General features: G+C 66.1%; 17 protein-coding genes. 8 read left to right on the forward strand and 9 right to left on the reverse strand.

Going from position 1 to position 15,276, the window contains the following annotated elements; all coding sequences use genetic code 11:
• Positions 1-68: 68 nt before the first annotated feature.
• Positions 69-569, reverse strand: coding sequence for a DUF2244 domain-containing protein (locus VGN93_RS06540; RefSeq protein ID WP_327506816.1), 501 nt, complete (start codon positions 567-569; stop codon positions 69-71).
• Between VGN93_RS06540 and nth the strand changes: the two genes are divergently transcribed.
• The gene (nth, locus tag VGN93_RS06545) at positions 568-1,356 is read left to right on the forward strand and encodes an endonuclease III (RefSeq protein ID WP_414714040.1); all 789 of its coding nucleotides are present in this window, start codon (positions 568-570) and stop codon (positions 1,354-1,356) included. The two genes, VGN93_RS06540 and nth, sit on opposite strands and share 2 nt — an antisense overlap.
• Here nth and VGN93_RS06550 read toward each other — a convergent pair.
• On the reverse strand, positions 1,346-1,921 hold the full coding sequence (locus VGN93_RS06550; RefSeq protein WP_327506818.1) for a TetR/AcrR family transcriptional regulator: 576 nt from the start codon (positions 1,919-1,921) through the stop codon (positions 1,346-1,348). The genes nth and VGN93_RS06550 overlap by 11 nt on opposite strands.
• 84 nt (positions 1,922-2,005) lie before the next feature.
• Here VGN93_RS06550 and VGN93_RS06555 point away from each other — a divergent pair, with 84 nt between their 5' ends.
• A complete protein-coding gene (locus VGN93_RS06555; protein WP_327506819.1) occupies positions 2,006-2,431 on the forward strand; it encodes a VOC family protein in 426 nt (141 codons plus the stop codon).
• On the opposite strand, the gene VGN93_RS06560 is transcribed toward VGN93_RS06555, so the two are convergent.
• Complete coding sequence (locus VGN93_RS06560; protein WP_327506820.1) at positions 2,414-3,139, reverse strand: sulfate transporter family protein; 726 nt, start codon at positions 3,137-3,139, stop codon at positions 2,414-2,416. The two genes, VGN93_RS06555 and VGN93_RS06560, sit on opposite strands and share 18 nt — an antisense overlap.
• Before the next feature lie 155 nt (positions 3,140-3,294).
• Here VGN93_RS06560 and VGN93_RS06565 point away from each other — a divergent pair, with 155 nt between their 5' ends.
• Positions 3,295-5,316, forward strand: a complete 2,022-nt coding sequence (locus VGN93_RS06565; RefSeq protein WP_327506821.1) for a HAMP domain-containing methyl-accepting chemotaxis protein — start codon at positions 3,295-3,297, stop codon at positions 5,314-5,316.
• Between the two features lie 162 nt (positions 5,317-5,478).
• Here the strand turns inward: VGN93_RS06565 and VGN93_RS06570 are convergent, their stop codons facing one another.
• Positions 5,479-6,540, reverse strand: coding sequence for a lysine-2,3-aminomutase-like protein (locus VGN93_RS06570; RefSeq protein WP_327506822.1), 1,062 nt, complete (start codon positions 6,538-6,540; stop codon positions 5,479-5,481).
• Entirely contained in the window at positions 6,537-7,601 is a 1,065-nt protein-coding gene (epmA, locus tag VGN93_RS06575; RefSeq protein ID WP_327506823.1) for an EF-P lysine aminoacylase EpmA, read from the reverse strand. Before epmA ends, VGN93_RS06570 begins: the two co-directional genes overlap by 4 nt.
• A 150-nt stretch (positions 7,602-7,751) precedes the next feature.
• On the opposite strand from epmA, the gene efp reads away from it, so the two are divergent.
• Both efp and VGN93_RS06585 read left to right on the forward strand, forming a co-directional pair.
• The gene (efp, locus tag VGN93_RS06580; protein WP_319322921.1) at positions 7,752-8,321 is read left to right on the forward strand and encodes an elongation factor P; all 570 of its coding nucleotides are present in this window, start codon (positions 7,752-7,754) and stop codon (positions 8,319-8,321) included.
• Between the two features lie 121 nt (positions 8,322-8,442).
• Positions 8,443-9,435, forward strand: coding sequence for an adenosine kinase (locus VGN93_RS06585; RefSeq protein WP_319322923.1), 993 nt, complete (start codon positions 8,443-8,445; stop codon positions 9,433-9,435).
• On the opposite strand, the gene VGN93_RS06590 is transcribed toward VGN93_RS06585, so the two are convergent.
• Entirely contained in the window at positions 9,428-9,967 is a 540-nt protein-coding gene (locus VGN93_RS06590; RefSeq protein WP_256118341.1) for an SH3 domain-containing protein, read from the reverse strand. The genes VGN93_RS06585 and VGN93_RS06590 overlap by 8 nt on opposite strands.
• A gap of 181 nt (positions 9,968-10,148) precedes the next feature.
• Here VGN93_RS06590 and VGN93_RS06595 point away from each other — a divergent pair, with 181 nt between their 5' ends.
• On the forward strand, positions 10,149-11,153 hold the full coding sequence (locus tag VGN93_RS06595; RefSeq protein WP_327506824.1) for a D-glycerate dehydrogenase: 1,005 nt from the start codon (positions 10,149-10,151) through the stop codon (positions 11,151-11,153).
• A gap of 176 nt (positions 11,154-11,329) precedes the next feature.
• On the opposite strand, the gene moeB is transcribed toward VGN93_RS06595, so the two are convergent.
• Both moeB and recF read right to left on the reverse strand, forming a co-directional pair.
• On the reverse strand, positions 11,330-12,091 hold the full coding sequence (gene moeB, locus VGN93_RS06600; protein ID WP_327506825.1) for a molybdopterin-synthase adenylyltransferase MoeB: 762 nt from the start codon (positions 12,089-12,091) through the stop codon (positions 11,330-11,332).
• Positions 12,088-13,212, reverse strand: coding sequence for a DNA replication/repair protein RecF (recF, locus tag VGN93_RS06605; protein WP_327506826.1), 1,125 nt, complete (start codon positions 13,210-13,212; stop codon positions 12,088-12,090). Before recF ends, moeB begins: the two co-directional genes overlap by 4 nt.
• Before the next feature lie 242 nt (positions 13,213-13,454).
• Between recF and VGN93_RS06610 the strand changes: the two genes are divergently transcribed.
• A complete protein-coding gene (locus VGN93_RS06610) occupies positions 13,455-14,132 on the forward strand; it encodes an HAD-IA family hydrolase (RefSeq protein WP_327506827.1) in 678 nt (225 codons plus the stop codon).
• 7 nt (positions 14,133-14,139) lie between these two features.
• Here the strand turns inward: VGN93_RS06610 and VGN93_RS06615 are convergent, their stop codons facing one another.
• Entirely contained in the window at positions 14,140-14,751 is a 612-nt protein-coding gene (locus VGN93_RS06615) for a TetR/AcrR family transcriptional regulator (protein ID WP_327506828.1), read from the reverse strand.
• Between the two features lie 101 nt (positions 14,752-14,852).
• On the opposite strand from VGN93_RS06615, the gene VGN93_RS06620 reads away from it, so the two are divergent.
• Positions 14,853-15,083 carry a hypothetical protein gene (locus tag VGN93_RS06620; RefSeq protein WP_319322935.1) on the forward strand — a complete coding sequence of 77 codons (231 nt, stop codon included), beginning with the start codon at positions 14,853-14,855 and terminating at the stop codon, positions 15,081-15,083.
• The last annotated feature ends 193 nt before the right edge of the window (positions 15,084-15,276 follow it).

The raw sequence follows: 15,276 nt of genomic DNA on the forward strand, positions 1-15,276 counted from the left end.
AGTCTTCTCCTGTGCCGCCAGAAAAGCACGCCCCTGACGTACCCGCCACCCGAATCCTGCGGGATGGGTCAGTAACCGCGTTTCACCCGCGCCAACGCCCCGGAAAAGGCGGTGGCGAAGCGCTCGCGATCGTCGGGCGGCAGGAAGGTGCCGACGTCGGTTTCGCGGCCGTTGCCGCGCACATGCATGGCGGTGATGCCGATCTTCGCCTTGCGCGAGACGAGGAAACGCGCCCAGAACGGGTTGAAGACATGTTCGGTCTCGCGGCCCGACGGGCTGATCTTGCGGATCGAGATGTTGGTGCGCGACAGCGAGACGACCTCGCGGGCCTTCGCCGCCCGGTTGTTCAGCCAGAAGGCGCCGAACAGGATCACGAAATCCAGGCCGAAGAACAGGACGACCGGCCAGGCGCCCGAGATCAGGAAGACGGCCATATGGGCGAGGCACATCGCGCCGGCGATGATAAAAAAGATCCTATGCCCATTGCGCCCGAGCGAGCGGTAGGGGTGGAGCTCCGCGGAGAAGACCGGGCGCTCGTTCATCGTCATGTCGGCGTTGCCTTGCGTCATGGCGCATGACTATAGAAGCATCATGGAAAACGTGAAGACAAAAAAGAGTGCCGGAAACGCTCCGCAACGTCGCAAGGCGGCAGCGCGGCCGAAGAGCGTGTATTCGCACGATGAACTGAGCGAAATCTTCCGCCGCTTCTCCATCCAGCGGCCGGAGCCGAAGGGCGAGCTTGAGCACGTCAATCCCTTCACGCTCGTCGTCGCCGTCGCCCTTTCCGCGCAGGCGACCGACGCCGGCGTCAACAAGGCGACGCGCGCGCTCTTCCAGGTGGCCGACACGCCGGAAAAGATGCTCGATCTCGGCGAGGAGAAAGTGCGCGACTACATCCGCACCATCGGGCTCTACCGCAACAAGGCGAAGAACGTCATTGCGCTCAGCCAGATGCTCGTGGAGCGCTTCGGCAGCGAGGTGCCGCGCACGAGGGAAGAGCTGATCCTGCTGCCGGGCGTCGGGCGCAAGACGGCGAATGTCGTGCTCTCCATGGCCTTCGGGCAGGCGACGATGGCGGTCGACACCCACATCTTCCGCATCGCCAACCGGCTGCTGCTGGCGCCAGGCAAGACGCCGGACGAGGTGGAGGACCGGCTGATCCGCATCATCCCGGACGAATATCTCTACCACGCCCACCATTGGCTGATCCTGCACGGGCGGTACTGTTGCAAGGCGCGCAAGCCGGAATGCGAGCGCTGCGTCATCGCCGATCTCTGCAAGTCGCCGGAAAAGACCTGCGACGTGCCGGCGCCGCTGGTGGAGCTGCCGCCGCAGCTTTTCGGCCCTACTCCCTGACGAGCCCGTCGATGAGATCGGCGATCGCACCTTCGTAGGTCTTGCGGTCCGCGCCGGTCTCGATGGCGATCGCCGCGCGGTCGAAGGCGGCGGAGAGCATTTCCGTCAGCGCTTCAAGCGTTGCCGCATTCGCGCCCGCGCCGAGGAAATCCGCAAGCCCGGCCCTCAGCGTGCCCTCGGCATTCTCCCGGTCGATCGCCACGACGCTTTCGAGGCCCAGCACGGCCGGCGCTTCCAAGAGGAGAAGCCGCGTGCGGCCGGGTGTCGCCATAGCATCGAAATAGGCGGATGCGCCGAGGAGCAGCGCCGCGCGGGGCGATGCCCCCTCCAGCGCGACGCTCTCGATATGGGCGGCCACCGCCTCGCCTTCCCGCTCCAGCACGGCGCGGAACAGCGCCTTCTTGTCCTCGAAATGGTGGTAGAGCGCGCCGCGCGTCACGCCGGCCTCCGCCACGATGTCCGGCGTCGCCGTCTCCGCATAGCCCTTCTCCACGAAAAGCCGCCGCGCGGCCTCGATCAGAGCGAGGCGCGTGGCCTCCGTGCGTTCCTTGTTGCTGCGTGCCATTTTTTGCCTTTACATACAAACTGTCTGTATGTTAATTGATAGAAACATGCAGACTGTATGTTTATTTTCACGAAAGGGAAAGAGATGAAAACGACCAGCTACTATCCCGTGATAATGACCGACGACGTCGCCGGCACCGCCGCCTTCTATGAAAAGCATTTCCGCTTCGAGGCGCTGTTCGACAGCGGCTGGTACATCCATCTCCAGTCGCGCGAGGACGAGAAGGTGACGCTTGCCGTGCTCGACGGCAGCCACGCGACGATCCCCGCCGCGGGCCGCGGCAAGGTCTCGGGCCTGCTCCTGAACTTCGAGGTGGAGGATGTCGACGCGGTCTATGATGCCCTGCGCGCCGCCGACCTTCCGATCCTGCTCGACATCCGCGACGAGGATTTCGGCCAGCGCCATTTCATCACCGCCGATCCGAACGGCGTGCTGATCGACGTCATCAAGCCGATCCCGCCGAAGGGCGAATATATCGCGCTCTACGACGCGTCAGTTCTGCCGCAGTGAGAAGCCGGGGTCCTTGCGGCTCAGCGCCTTGTGCAGATGCACCATGAGGCCGGCGGCAAACAGCGGCGTCAGCAGGTTGACGATGGGGATGGCCAGGAAGGCCGCGACGAGCAGGCCGGCGAGCAGCACCGTGGAGGCGTGTTTGGCCCGAAACAGCCGCGCCTCCGCGGGCGTGCGGTAGCGCATCGCCGCGAACTCGAAGAATTCCCGGCCGAGCAGGTAGCCGTTGACCAGGAAGAAGGCGACAAGGTTGACGCCCGGAATGAACAGCAGGAACAGCGCGATCAGGTTGCCGAGGATGACGATGCCCAGAAACTTGATCGAGCCCGAGATCGCCTGGCCGAGCGGCAGCGCCGTGCCCGGCGGTTCTGCCGGATAATCGCGCTTCTCGATGACCTCGGCGACGTCGTCGAGGAAGAAGCCGGCGATGATGGCCGTGACGGGTGCGAGCAGCAGCGCAAGACCCAGCGCCAGGCCGAGGCTCGCGATGATGCCGAAGACGAAGGTGAGCCAGCCCGCCCATTCCGGCAGGTCCGGCATGACGGCGCCCTGCAGCCAGGGCCAGGCGAAAGCGACGAAGGTTTCGCGCAGGCCGAACCAGAGGACGACGAGGGCAAGGACGGTGAGCCCGATGACCTTCCAGAACACGCCGCGCGTCTCCGGGGCGAAGAGATTGGCGAGCGAGAGCCGGGCAGCGTGAAGGATCATCGAAAAACTCCTGTTCGTCTCGCATGTAGGGTGTGGAAAAGCGGGCGGCAAGGCAGGAGATCAGGGCGGCCCATTAAGCCCACGTTAAACGACCGCTCCTAGACTCTCGCCCACACGCACGCAGCCGTGCGCCTCAAGAAAATCAGGGAACCGTCATGCGCAACGTCCGGATCAGCAGGCTCCTGCCCGCGCTCTTCGTCCTCATGGTCGTGCTGGGCGCGCTGCAAGGCGCCGTCGCCTTCCGCTCGCTCTCGACGATGACCGGCCATATCGAGCGCATCGGCACGGACCGCATGCCGCAGATGAGCAGCATCCTGCAATTGAGCCACGCCTTCTCGGAGCTCAACGCCACTTATTCCGAGCATCTCCTGTCGATGGACCCGGACGAGATCGTCCGCATCGAGGCGCGCATCAAGGAGCGGGCCGACGCGTTCTCCGGCATGGTCGACAGCTACGGCGCCGCCAACAGCGCGGACCCGGCTGCGACGGCCGAAATCGACGGCATCAAGGCGACGCTGAAGACCTATATCGACGATTCCGCCAAACTCATCCAGTTCTCCGCCATCGCGGCCAAGGGGCCGGCGCTGGAGGTCTACAAGGGGCCGATGCAGGCGAGTGCCGACGCGATCACCGCCGCCCTCAACGACCTCGTCGCCAGCACCCAGAAGGTGACGGAAGAGACGATCCTTTCGGCGCGCGGCGAAGAGGGGTCCGCCTTCGCGCTCACCTGGGCGTCGCTTGCCATTTCCATGGGCCTTGCGATCGCCGCGATCTTCCTGGTCAACCGCCGCGTGGTCAAACCGCTGAACGGCCTCGGCGCCGCGATGAAGCGGCTGGCCGGCGGCGACACGGCCGTCACCATACCGCACGCCGACCGCACCGACGAGATCGGCGAGATGGCCGGCACCGTCGCGATCTTCCGCGACAATGCCGCCGAGCGCCAGCGCCTGGAGCGCCAGGGCGAGGACGACCGCCGCCGCGCCGATGGCGAGCGCCAGGCCCGCGACGCCGAGCGCACCCGCGACAGCGGCCGCGTGCAGGAAGCAGTCGCGAGCCTTGCCGACGCGCTCGGCAGGCTTGCCGGCGGCGACATGACCTGCCGCATCGAAAAACCCTTCGACGGCGACCTGGAGCGGTTGCGCGAGGATTTCAACGCCTCCGTCTCCCACCTCAGCGAGGCGTTGCGCGAGGTCGGCGAGAATGCAAGGGCGATCGATGCCGGCGCCAGCCAGATCCGCGCCGCCGCCGACGATCTCTCGCGCCGCACCGAGCAGCAGGCGGCCTCCGTCGAGGAGACGGCGGCAGCACTCGAAGAAATTACCACCACGGTCAAGGATTCGACCCGGCGGGCGGAAGAGGCCGGCCAGCTCGTTGCCCGCACGCGCTCCGGCGCCGAAAAATCCGGCGAGATCGTGCGCCGCGCGGTTTCGGCCATGCAGGAGATCGAAAAGTCGTCGAGCGAGATCACCAACATCATCGGCGTGATCGACGACATCGCCTTCCAGACCAATCTTCTGGCGCTCAACGCCGGCGTGGAAGCGGCGCGGGCGGGCGAGGCCGGCAAGGGCTTTGCGGTCGTGGCGCAGGAGGTGCGGGAGCTCGCCCAGCGCTCGGCCAAGGCCGCCAAGGAGATCAAGGCGCTGATCACCACGTCCGGCGAGCAGGTGCGCACCGGCGTGTCGCTGGTCGGCGATACCGGACGCTCGCTCCAGACGATCGTCACCGAGGTGCAGGAGATCAACAGCCACGTCGCAGCCATCGTCGAGGCCGCGCGCGAGCAGTCGACCGGGCTTCAGGAAATCAACACCGCCGTCAACACCATGGACCAGGGCACGCAGAAGAATGCCGCGATGGTCGAGGAGACGACGGCGGCAAGCCACGGCCTCGCCTCCGAAGTGCAGGCGCTGAACGCGCTGATCGGCCGCTTCAATGTCGGCGGCAGCGCCGCCGCCAGCCGCACCGTGCACGCCCCGCATCTCCACATCGTGCCCTCCGCGCCCGCCCCTGCCCCGGCCCCAACGGTCGCCCGCAAGTCGCCCGGCCAATGGAACGTCAAGCCGGCCAACACGGCCTCGCGCCCGGTCGGCTCGCCGGCGCTCGCGCTCAGCGAAAAGCTGGCCGGCGCGCTCGGCGTCCGGCAGGAAAAGGGCAGTGACGGGGACTGGGAAGAGTTTTGAGACGCGGCTGACGCTGGATCGGCAGCGCGCCTAACCTCCCCTCCGTCATGGTCGGGCCTGACCCGACCATCCACGCCACGGGTGCCACTTGGATCCTCGGGTCAAGCCCGAGGATGACGTTGAAAGTGGAGAAGCGTCCGCGCAAAAAGCTCCGCGACGAGCTTACGCCCCGCCGTCTTCCGGCGGATAGAGATGTGTCTCGCCACGGAAATCGCGCACGCGAAAACAGCCGTCGTCCGCCTCTTCGACGGCGCGCGAATCCGCCCGGACCTTGCCGTGTCCGCCCGGAATATCGAGGATGTAGCTCGGCTGGCAGAGGCCGGAGACGCGGCCGCGCAGGCTTTCGACCAGCGCCCTGCCCTCGGCGAGCGTCAGGCGGAAATGCGAGGTGCCCGGCGCCAGGTCGGGATGATGCAGGTAATAGGGTTTTATGCGGTTCTCGACGAAGGTCCGCATCAGCTCCGCCAGCACCCCCGCATCGTCGTTGACACCCTTCAGCAGCACCGTCTGGCTGATCATCACCAAGCCGGCATCGACGATGCGGGCGATGGCGGCGCGGGCTTCAGTGGTGAATTCGCGGGGATGGTTGGCGTGGAGCGCCACATAGGTCGTCTTGCCGGAGGCCTTCAGCGCCGCGACGAGGGCGGCATCCACCCGGGCCGGATCGACCGCCGGCACGCGGGTGTGGAAGCGCACGATCTTCACATGCGGGATTGTCGCCAGCCGCTCCATGATGGCGGTGAGGCGGCGCGGCGAGAGCACGAGCGGATCGCCACCCGTCAGGATGACCTCCCAGATCCCCGGCCGTTCGGCGATATAGGCGATCGCCGCATCGAGCGCGGCGGGCGACAGCGTGCCGAGGCCCTCCGGCCCGACCATTTCGCGGCGGAAGCAGAAGCGGCAATAGACCGGGCAGACATGCACGGCCTTGAGCAGCACGCGGTCGGGATAGCGGTGCACGATGCCCTCGACGGGACTGTGCGCGAGATCGCCGATCGGGTCGGCGCGCTCCTCCGGCAGGGTTACGAGTTCGGCCGCATCGGGCACGAACTGCCGGGCGATCGGATCGAGCGGGTCGTCGCGATCGATCAGCGCGGCGAGCGACGGGGTAATCGCGACGGTGTAGCGTTCGGCGACGGCACGCGCTTCCGCGCGCTTCTCCTCCGCAACAAGTCCGGCCTCGAAAAATTCGGCGACCGTCGTCAGGCTTCGTGCTGCCGTCATGGCGCCGTCTCCGCGACGGGCGCCCAGATGACCTGGTCGATGCGCGACGCCCCCGTTGCCAGCATGACCAGCCGGTCGAAGCCGAGCGCAATGCCGCTTGCTTCCGGCATGAGGGCAAGGGCGGCGAGAAAATCCTCGTCGAGCGGATAGGTCTCGCCGTAGACACGCGCCTTTTCCGCCATTTCCAGCTCGAAGCGCCGGCGCTGTTCGGCGGCATCCGTCAGTTCGCCGAAGGCATTGGCGAGTTCCACGCCGCAGGCATAGAGCTCGAACCGCTCGGCGACGCGCCGGTCGTGCGGCGCGGGGCGGGCAAGGGCTGCTTCGGCGACCGGATATTCGCACAGGATGGTAGCGCGGCCGAAGCCGAGTTCGGGTTCCACCTTCTCCACCAGCACGCGGCTGAAAAGATCGGCCCAGGTGTCGTCCTCCGCCACGCGCAGGCCGGCGGCACGCATGGCAGCGGCAAGGCGCTCCCGGTCGGTCGAGCCGTCCGGATCGATCGAGGCGAGCAGGTCGATGCCCGCATGGCGCCGGAAAGCATCCGCCACCGTCAACCGTTCCGGTGCAAGCGCCGGATCGCAGGTGGCGCCGCGATAGACGAGCGCCGATGCGCCGGTGACCTCGGCGGCAAGCGCGAGCATCTCCGCGCAATCCGCCATCAACACGTCATAGGCTTCGCCCGTCCGATACCATTCCAACATGGTGAATTCCGGATGGTGCAGCGGCCCGCGCTCGCGGTTGCGATAGACATGGGCAAAGCAGGCGATGCGCGTTTCACCGGCGGCCAGCAGCTTCTTGCAGGCGAATTCCGGCGAGGTGTGCAGGTAGAGCGGCGTCTTCGTGCCCGAATGGCCGATCGCGGCGGTCTCGAAGGCGTGCAGATGCGCCTCGTTGCCGGGCGAGACCTGCAGCGTCGCCGTATCCACCTCGACGAAATCACGCGCGGCAAACCAGCCGCGCAGCGCCGCCTGGATGCGACCCCGCGCCATCAGGAACGGCCGGCGGTCGGCGTGCACGTCGGGCGTCCACCAGGGCGAGGGTTTTTGGCTTGCTACACTCATGTGACAGGTTTCTTCGGCCATGCCGGCGGACAGACTGGTCTTTTGCCGGAATATAGGATAGTTGCGGCCCGAATACGCTTTTCAGCGCGCGGGGAAGACGTCTCAAGGCGGTCCTCTACGACGCGCTCCATCCAGTTACAAGGAAGACTTATGGTAAAGATCATCGCCTCTTCCGTCCGCAAGGGCAATGTCCTCGACGTCGACGGCAAGCTCTATGTCGTGCTGACGGCGCAGAACTTCCACCCGGGCAAGGGCACGCCGGTCACCCAGGTCGACATGCGCCGCATCTCCGACGGCGTGAAGGTCTCCGAGCGCTACCGCACGACCGAGCAGGTCGAACGCGCCTTCGTCGAGGATCGCGAGCACAATTTCCTCTATGAGGACGGCGACGGCTACCACTTCATGAATCCGGAGAGCTACGACCAGCTCACCATGTCCCACGAGGACATCGGCGACCTGAAGGCCTATCTCCAGGAAGGCATGACGGTCATCCTTTCGGTGCATGAAGGCGTGGCTATTGCCATCGACCTGCCGCGCCACGTCACGCTCGAGATCATGGAGACCGAACCGGTCGTCAAGGGCCAGACCGCGTCGTCCTCCTACAAGCCGGCGATCCTGTCGAACGGCATCCGCACGCTGGTTCCGCCGCATATTTCCGCCGGCACGCGCGTCGTCATCGCCACGGAAGACGGCTCCTACGTGGAACGCGCCAAGGATTGATCCGCGCTTGCGGACATCAAAGCCGCCCGCCGGAAACGGCCGGGCGGCTTTTTTCTTTCAAACTCCGCAAAAACCGTTAAGACCAAATCCCGGCTCTTACCAATTTATACGGGAATCCCGAATGACCAAATTCGACGTGCTGACGGTCGGCAATGCCATCGTCGACATCATCGCGCGCTGCGATGAGGACTTCATCACGGACAACGGCATCATCAAGGGGGCGATGAACCTGATCGACACCGATCGGGCGGAACTGCTCTATTCCCGCATGGGGCCTGCGCTCGAAGCCTCCGGCGGCAGCGCCGGCAACACCGCCTCCGGTGTCGCGAGCTTCGGCGGACGCGCCGCCTATTTCGGCAAGGTCGCCGATGACCAGCTCGGCGAGATCTTCATCCACGACATCCGCGCCCAGGGCGTGCATTTCGAGACGAAACCGCTCGAAGGCACCCCGCCGACCGCCCGCTCGATGATTTTCGTCACACCCGACGGCGAGCGCTCGATGAACACCTATCTCGGCGCCTGCGTCGAGCTCGGGCCGGAAGACGTGGAAGAGCATGTCGTCGCCGAGGCCAAGGTCACCTATTTCGAGGGCTATCTCTGGGACCCGCCGCGCGCCAAGGATGCGATCCGCGAATGCGCCCGCATCGCGCATGCCCATGGTCGCGACGTGTCGATGACGCTGTCCGACAGTTTCTGCGTCCACCGCTACCGCGGCGAATTCCTCGATCTCATGCGCTCCGGCACCGTCGACATCGTCTTTGCCAACAAGGCGGAAGCGCTGGCGCTCTACGAGACGGAGGATTTCGAGGAAGCCCTGACGCGCATCGCGCAGGATTGCCGGCTGGCGGCGGTGACGATGAGCGAAGAAGGCTCGATCGTGCTGACCAAGGGCGAGCGCACCAGGGTGGAGGCGATCAGCATTCCTGCCGTCGTCGACACGACGGGTGCCGGCGATCTCTACGCCGCCGGCTTCCTCTATGGTTATACGGCGGGGCGCTCGCTTGCCGATTGCGGCAAGCTCGGCAGCCTTGCCGCCGGCCTCGTCATCCAGCAGGTCGGCCCCCGGCCGCTGCTTTCACTGGAAGAGGAAGCCCGCAAGGCCGGCCTTATTTGAAGGCTTCGCCGGGATAGGCGCCCCAGATCTCGTTTTGCGAGACCCAGCCTGCCGTGCCGTCGACTTCGGCGCGGCACCAGTCGCCGTTGCATTCGCCGACCTTGACGACGACGCCCGGCTGGATCTTGGCGACGAGCGAGCTGTTGGCCAAAGCCTCGCGGCGCATGTTGACATAGATGTCCTCGCCCTTGCCGCGCATCCAGGGTGCCGTCACGGCGGTGCGCTCGCCCGACAGCAGCGCCTGGTTGACCCAGCCTTCCGTGCCGTCGGCATCGCGCACGCGGCGCCAGTTGTCGTATTCCTGGATGATTTCGACCGGCACGCCGGACTTGAGATAACGCCAGGCGACGGCATAATCGACGCTCGGGCCGACGCGGAGATTGACGCTCTTGGCCTTGAGGCTGACGAAGCGCGGCAGCGGCAGGCCGCTCGGGCCCTTGGCCGCCTGGGCATGGGCAAGCGAGAGGCCGGCGACCGACACGATGACGCCGGCAAGGGCAGCAAGGCTGAGACGGACGACGAGGTTACGCATGGAAAATCCGTTCGAAACTGTAGAGGGCATCAGGCTGCCTTGCCGGCGCGACGTGGCAAATCGCGGGGACCGCCAAGAGGGCGGATTGTCTTCGCGACCGGGTCTGGTAGAAAATGCCCCTGATGAAGCAATCCTTGCCCAACTTGGTTAAGGACCCGTCAACAGGACGCCGGAACAGCCCATGACCCAGAAGAAAAAACCGAAGGTCTACATCACCCGCCGCCTGCCCGAGGTCGTCGAGACCCGAATGCGCGAACTGTTCGACGCGGAACTCAACGTAGACGATACGCCGCGCACCCAGCCCGAACTGGTCGCCGCCGTGAAATCGGCCGACGTTCTCGTGCCGACGCTGACCGACCGGATCGACGCGGCGCTCATCGAACAGGCGGGGCCGCAGCTCAAGCTGATCGCCTGCTTCTCCAACGGCGTCGACAATGTCGACGTCGAGGCCGCCGCCAAGCGCGGCATCACCATCACCAACACGCCGAACGTCCTGACCGAGGACACGGCCGACATGACGATGGCGCTGATCCTCGCCGCCCCTCGAAGGCTTGCCGAAGGTGCGCGCATCCTGACGGACCGCAAGGGCGAATGGGCAGGCTGGTCGCCGACCTGGATGCTTGGCCGCCGCATCTGGGGAAAACGCCTCGGCATCGTCGGCATGGGCCGCATCGGCACGGCCGTCGCACGGCGCGCCAAGGCCTTCGGCCTCTCCATCCACTACCACAACCGCCATCGCGTGCGCCCGGATACGGAAGACGCGTTGGAAGCGACCTATTGGGACAGCCTCGACCAGATGCTCGCCCGCGTCGACATCGTCTCGGTCAACTGCCCCTCGACGCCCGCGACCTTCCATCTGCTTTCGGCCCGCAGGCTGGAGCTGATGCAGCCGACGAGCTATATCGTCAACACCGCGCGCGGCGGCATCATCGACGAGACGGCGCTGATCAAATGCCTGCGCGAAGGCAAGATCGCCGGCGCCGGCCTCGACGTGTTCGAAAACGAACCGGCAGTCAATCCGAAGCTCCTGAAGCTCGCCAGCGAAGGCAAGGTCGTGCTTTTGCCGCATATGAGTTCGGCGACGCTCGAAGGCCGCATCGACATGGGCGAGAAGGTCGTGATCAACATCCGCACCTTCTTCGACGGCCACCGCCCGCCGGATCGGGTGCTGCCGGGGCGGGTTTAAGTCGGACACCCCCCTCTGCCCTGCCGGGCATCTCCCCCTCAAGGGGGGAGATCGGATGGAGCGACGTCTCGCCCTTTACAGAGGCTACTGCTTGAGGAGTGTCTCCGCCGCTTGCTGATCTCCCCCCTTGAGGGGGAGATGGCCGGCAGGCCAGAGGGGGGAGCGGCGTTCTCCGACTATGATGCCTTCCGGCGCTTGTATTTCAGCGTCTCGAACCGTGCAGCAAGCCCGTCATAGAGCATCAGGCGGCCGACCAGGGGCTCTCCGGCGCCGGTGACGAGCTTGATCACCTCCATCGCCATCAGCGTGCCGACGACGCCTGTCAGCGCGCCGACGATGCCGGCCTCGGCGCAGGCGGGCACGACGCCCGGGGGCGGGGCCGAGGGGAAGAGGTCGCGGTAGCCGGGGTTGAGGGTGCCGTCCGGGCCGGCCTCATAGGGTTTCAATACGGTCAGCGAGCCATCGAACCGGCCGACAGCGCCGGTGACGAGGGGGATGCGCGCGGCCTCCGCGGCGTCCGCCGCAGCGTAACGCGTGTCGAAATTATCCGAGCCGTCGACGAGCATATCGTAACCGGCGAGCAACGAAGCGGCATTGTCCGCGCTCAGGCGCTGCGCGATGCCGGAGAAGCGCACATGCGGGTTGAGGCGGGCGACGGCGGCTTCGGCGCTGGCGATCTTCGGCGTGCCGAGGCCGGCCGTGTCGTGGATCACCTGGCGCTGGAGATTGGAGAGCGAGACCGTGTCGTCGTCCAGCACGCCGATATGGCCGATGCCGGCGGCGGAGAGGTACTGGATGACCGGCGCGCCGAGGCCGCCGGCGCCGATGATCAGCACACTGGCCTGCTTGAGCTTCTGCTGACCCGCGCCGCCGACTTCGGCCAGCACGATGTGGCGGCGGTAGCGGTCGATCTCTTCAGGGCTGAGTGGATCGGTCATGTCACGATGCCTCCGTTCGAGACGGTGAGAAACTGGGCGCGGTCGCCGAGCGCGTCGAACATCGCACGGTCGGTGCCGGTCATGAAAGACTGGCCGCCGAGCGCATCGACGCGGTCGAAGAGGGCTGCGCGGCGGCCCTCGTCGAGATGGGCGGCGATTTCATCCAGCAGCAGCACCGGTGCATGGCCGGTCATGCTGGCGACGAGGCCGGCATGGGCGAGGATGAGGCCGACGAGCAGCGCCTTCTGCTCGCCCGTCGAGCAGCGCTCGGCTTCCATGTCCTTCTCGCGGTGGCGGATCAAAAGATCGGCGCGGTGCGGGCCGTCCAGCGTGCGGCCGGCGGCGGCGTCGCGGTAGCGGCCGTCCCGCAGCATGCCGAGATAGATGTCTTCGATCTCGTAGGCAGGGCGCTGCCATTCCTCATCGAGGAAGCCGGAAAGCCGCATGGTGGCGGACGGGAACGGACCATCATCGCGCGCGGCCTCGACGAGGCCGGAAATCAGGCCGACGAGCTCGTGGCGGGCATGGGCCATGGCGATACCGAGTTCGGCCATCTGCTTTTCCAGCGCCGTCAGCCAGGCGGAATCCTGCCGCGGCTCGGAGAGCAGCCGGTTGCGGCCGCGCATGGCCTTTTCGAAATCCGCCGCGCGGCGGCCATGTTCGGGGTCGAGCGACAGCACCAGCCGGTCGAGGAAGCGGCGGCGATCGGCGGAGGGGCCGGTGAAGAGACCGTCCATAGCGGGCGCCAGCCAGAGCACGCGCAGGTGATCGAGCAACTCGTCGACGGTTCGGGCCGGCGTGCCGTTCAGCCGCAGCTTTCGCGCCTGGCCTTCGTCGCCGCCTTCCGTGCCGGTGCCGATATCCACCTCGTCCAGCATGCCGTCGAGCGTCGCGAAGACGGAGAAGCCGCCCTCCGCCCCCGCGCGCACGACATCGCCATAGGCGGCCCGACGCAGGCCCCGGCCTGGGGAGAGGAAGGAGACCGCCTCCATGAGGTTGGTCTTGCCCGCCCCATTCTGGCCCGTCAGCACGACATGCCGGCCGTCGAGCGCCAGCGACAGGCCCGCATAGTTGCGGAAGTCCGTGAGCTTGAGGCGGGAGAGGGAAACCTTGTGCGGCATGGGGTGAGAGCTAGAGCATTTTTTGCGCGAGTGGAATCACTTGGAGCCGCATAAATGCGGCAACAACAGAAAGATCGAGCGTCGATCATCGGCTCGCCCCCTAGATAGGGTTTTGCCGGACCGATGCAAAGGACTGCGCACACGATGGCGTGAGGGCGGTTGCCTGCGCGGGCGCAAGGGGGTAATCGAAAAGCCCGCCCATGCGTTGCATCCTCCCCTCCCAGCCCCCGCAGGTTTTCGCCTTGTCCTCTTCCGCACGTCCCGTCTTCGATCGCCGGTTTTCCGCCTTCCTCTTCGACATGGATGGCACGATCATCAATTCCATTCCGGCGACAGAACGGGTGTGGACCCGGTGGGCGCTGAAACATGGCCTCGACGTCGCCACCTTCCTGCCGACCATGCACGGCGTGCGCGGCATCGACACGATCACCCGCCTCGGCCTGCCCGGCGTCGATCCCTTCGCAGAAGCCAAGGAGGTCGAGCGCGAGGAGATGGAGGACGTCGAGGGCGTCATCCCGATCCCCGGCGCGATCGCCTTCCTGACCTCGCTGCCGGCCGGTCGCTGGGGTATCGTCACCTCCGCACCCGTGGCGCTCGCCCGCCGCCGTCTTGCGGCCGCAGGTATCCCGCTGCCCGAGGTGATCGTGACGGCGGACGACGTGACGAAGGGCAAGCCTGCACCGGATGGCTACCGGCTGGGCGCCGAGCGCCTCGGCGTCGACCCGGCCGATTGCCTGGTCTTCGAAGACGTGCCCGCGGGCATTCTTGCCGGTGAGAGCGCCGGCGCCAGTGTCGCGGTCATCACCGCGACGCACCATCACCCGATCGAAACGAGCCATCCTTTGCTGAACAGCTATGAGGGCGTCGCCGCCCGGCAGGATGGCGACGGCAAGCTGATGCTGGTCCGCACCGCGGACTGACGGCTTCTCAGGCCGCCGGTTTCGCCAGGATGCCGCCAAGCACCGTATCGACGACGGTCTCGACCTCCGCTTCGGAGACATCCAGCCGCTCGGTCAAGAGCCGGCCCCAGGCGAAGCTCGACAGGATTTCCGTGACGAGTTCGGCTTTGACGTCCGGGCGGACCTCGCCCCGCTTCTGCGCCGCCTCGACGATCCTGCCGCTCTGGCAGCGGCGGTCCGCCATATAGGCGGAGAGGGCGGCAAGCGCTGCCGGCTCCTCCTGCGCTCTTGCCACCACGCAGCGGAAGACTTCGCCGCTCGTGCCGTCCCGCCAGGTCTTCAGAATGCCGGAGAGATAGGCGCGCAGGTCGTCGCGGATATTGCCCCGGTCGGGGAAGATGAAGTTGATCCGCTTGTGGCTGTGGTAGACGTCGAGCAGCAGGGCCGCCTGCGACGGCCACCAGCGATAGATCGTCGGCTTGCCGGCGCGCGCACGCCGCGCCACCGCCTCGATGGAGAAGCCGGCGAGCCCGTTTTCCAGCAGCACCGCCTCCGCCGCCGAAAGGATCGCCTCCTGGCTCGCGGGATTGCGCGTGGCGCCGATCGAGCGGCGGGCGGGCTTCAACTCTGCCTCGGTCATCTGCCTTTTCCTTTTTTCAGTCTTCTAGCATGAAAGGTACTTGAACGGAACGTTTCGTTTCTATATAAACGAAACGTTCCGTTCTATAAAGGCTCCGCCCAATGACCACGCCCACCCGCAAACTCTCGAAACTGCATTTCGCGCTCGCCATGCTGGTCCCCGTCTATCCGCTGATTACGACGATCCTCTACATCGTGCTGCCGCTCACCGAAGGCTGGACGATCTGGCAGCGCACGGCGGTCATCGCGCCGATCATGGTGTTCGCCATCGTCTTCTTCGTCTCGCCCTTCGTGCAGAAGCGGTTTTCGAACTTCATCCTGCGCGCCGCATGAAAAAAGCCGGGGCGTTTCCACCCCGGCTTTTCACAGATTTAGTCCCCTTCCGCGTCATCCTTATCTGTGCGTGCCGCCTGATTTGTTATGATGGAGCGGTGGGCAGCGTACCATTGTCATCCCAGGTCTTCAGAAGACCGTGTCCGAGCACGGTCCGCTGCCCCTTGTCGCGTTTTCACCCGAACAGTTGACC

Source organism: Shinella sp., from assembly GCF_035998705.1.
Classification (GTDB): domain Bacteria; phylum Pseudomonadota; class Alphaproteobacteria; order Rhizobiales; family Rhizobiaceae; genus Shinella.

Coding starts and splice junctions, on each gene's coding strand:
- VGN93_RS06565 (WP_327506821.1), top strand. CDS start 3,295: ATGCGCAACGTCCGGATCAGCAGGCTCCTGCCCGCGCTCTTCGTCCTC.
- moeB (WP_327506825.1), bottom strand. CDS start 12,091: ATGACCGATCCACTCAGCCCTGAAGAGATCGACCGCTACCGCCGCCAC.
- VGN93_RS06550 (WP_327506818.1), bottom strand. CDS start 1,921: ATGGCACGCAGCAACAAGGAACGCACGGAGGCCACGCGCCTCGCTCTG.
- VGN93_RS06620 (WP_319322935.1), top strand. CDS start 14,853: ATGACCACGCCCACCCGCAAACTCTCGAAACTGCATTTCGCGCTCGCC.
- epmA (WP_327506823.1), bottom strand. CDS start 7,601: ATGAGTGTAGCAAGCCAAAAACCCTCGCCCTGGTGGACGCCCGACGTG.
- VGN93_RS06585 (WP_319322923.1), top strand. CDS start 8,443: ATGACCAAATTCGACGTGCTGACGGTCGGCAATGCCATCGTCGACATC.
- VGN93_RS06590 (WP_256118341.1), bottom strand. CDS start 9,967: ATGCGTAACCTCGTCGTCCGTCTCAGCCTTGCTGCCCTTGCCGGCGTC.
- efp (WP_319322921.1), top strand. CDS start 7,752: ATGGTAAAGATCATCGCCTCTTCCGTCCGCAAGGGCAATGTCCTCGAC.
- VGN93_RS06555 (WP_327506819.1), top strand. CDS start 2,006: ATGAAAACGACCAGCTACTATCCCGTGATAATGACCGACGACGTCGCC.
- VGN93_RS06540 (WP_327506816.1), bottom strand. CDS start 569: ATGACGCAAGGCAACGCCGACATGACGATGAACGAGCGCCCGGTCTTC.
- VGN93_RS06595 (WP_327506824.1), top strand. CDS start 10,149: ATGACCCAGAAGAAAAAACCGAAGGTCTACATCACCCGCCGCCTGCCC.
- nth (WP_414714040.1), top strand. CDS start 568: ATGGCGCATGACTATAGAAGCATCATGGAAAACGTGAAGACAAAAAAG.
- recF (WP_327506826.1), bottom strand. CDS start 13,212: ATGCCGCACAAGGTTTCCCTCTCCCGCCTCAAGCTCACGGACTTCCGC.
- VGN93_RS06570 (WP_327506822.1), bottom strand. CDS start 6,540: ATGACGGCAGCACGAAGCCTGACGACGGTCGCCGAATTTTTCGAGGCC.
- VGN93_RS06560 (WP_327506820.1), bottom strand. CDS start 3,139: ATGATCCTTCACGCTGCCCGGCTCTCGCTCGCCAATCTCTTCGCCCCG.
- VGN93_RS06615 (WP_327506828.1), bottom strand. CDS start 14,751: ATGACCGAGGCAGAGTTGAAGCCCGCCCGCCGCTCGATCGGCGCCACG.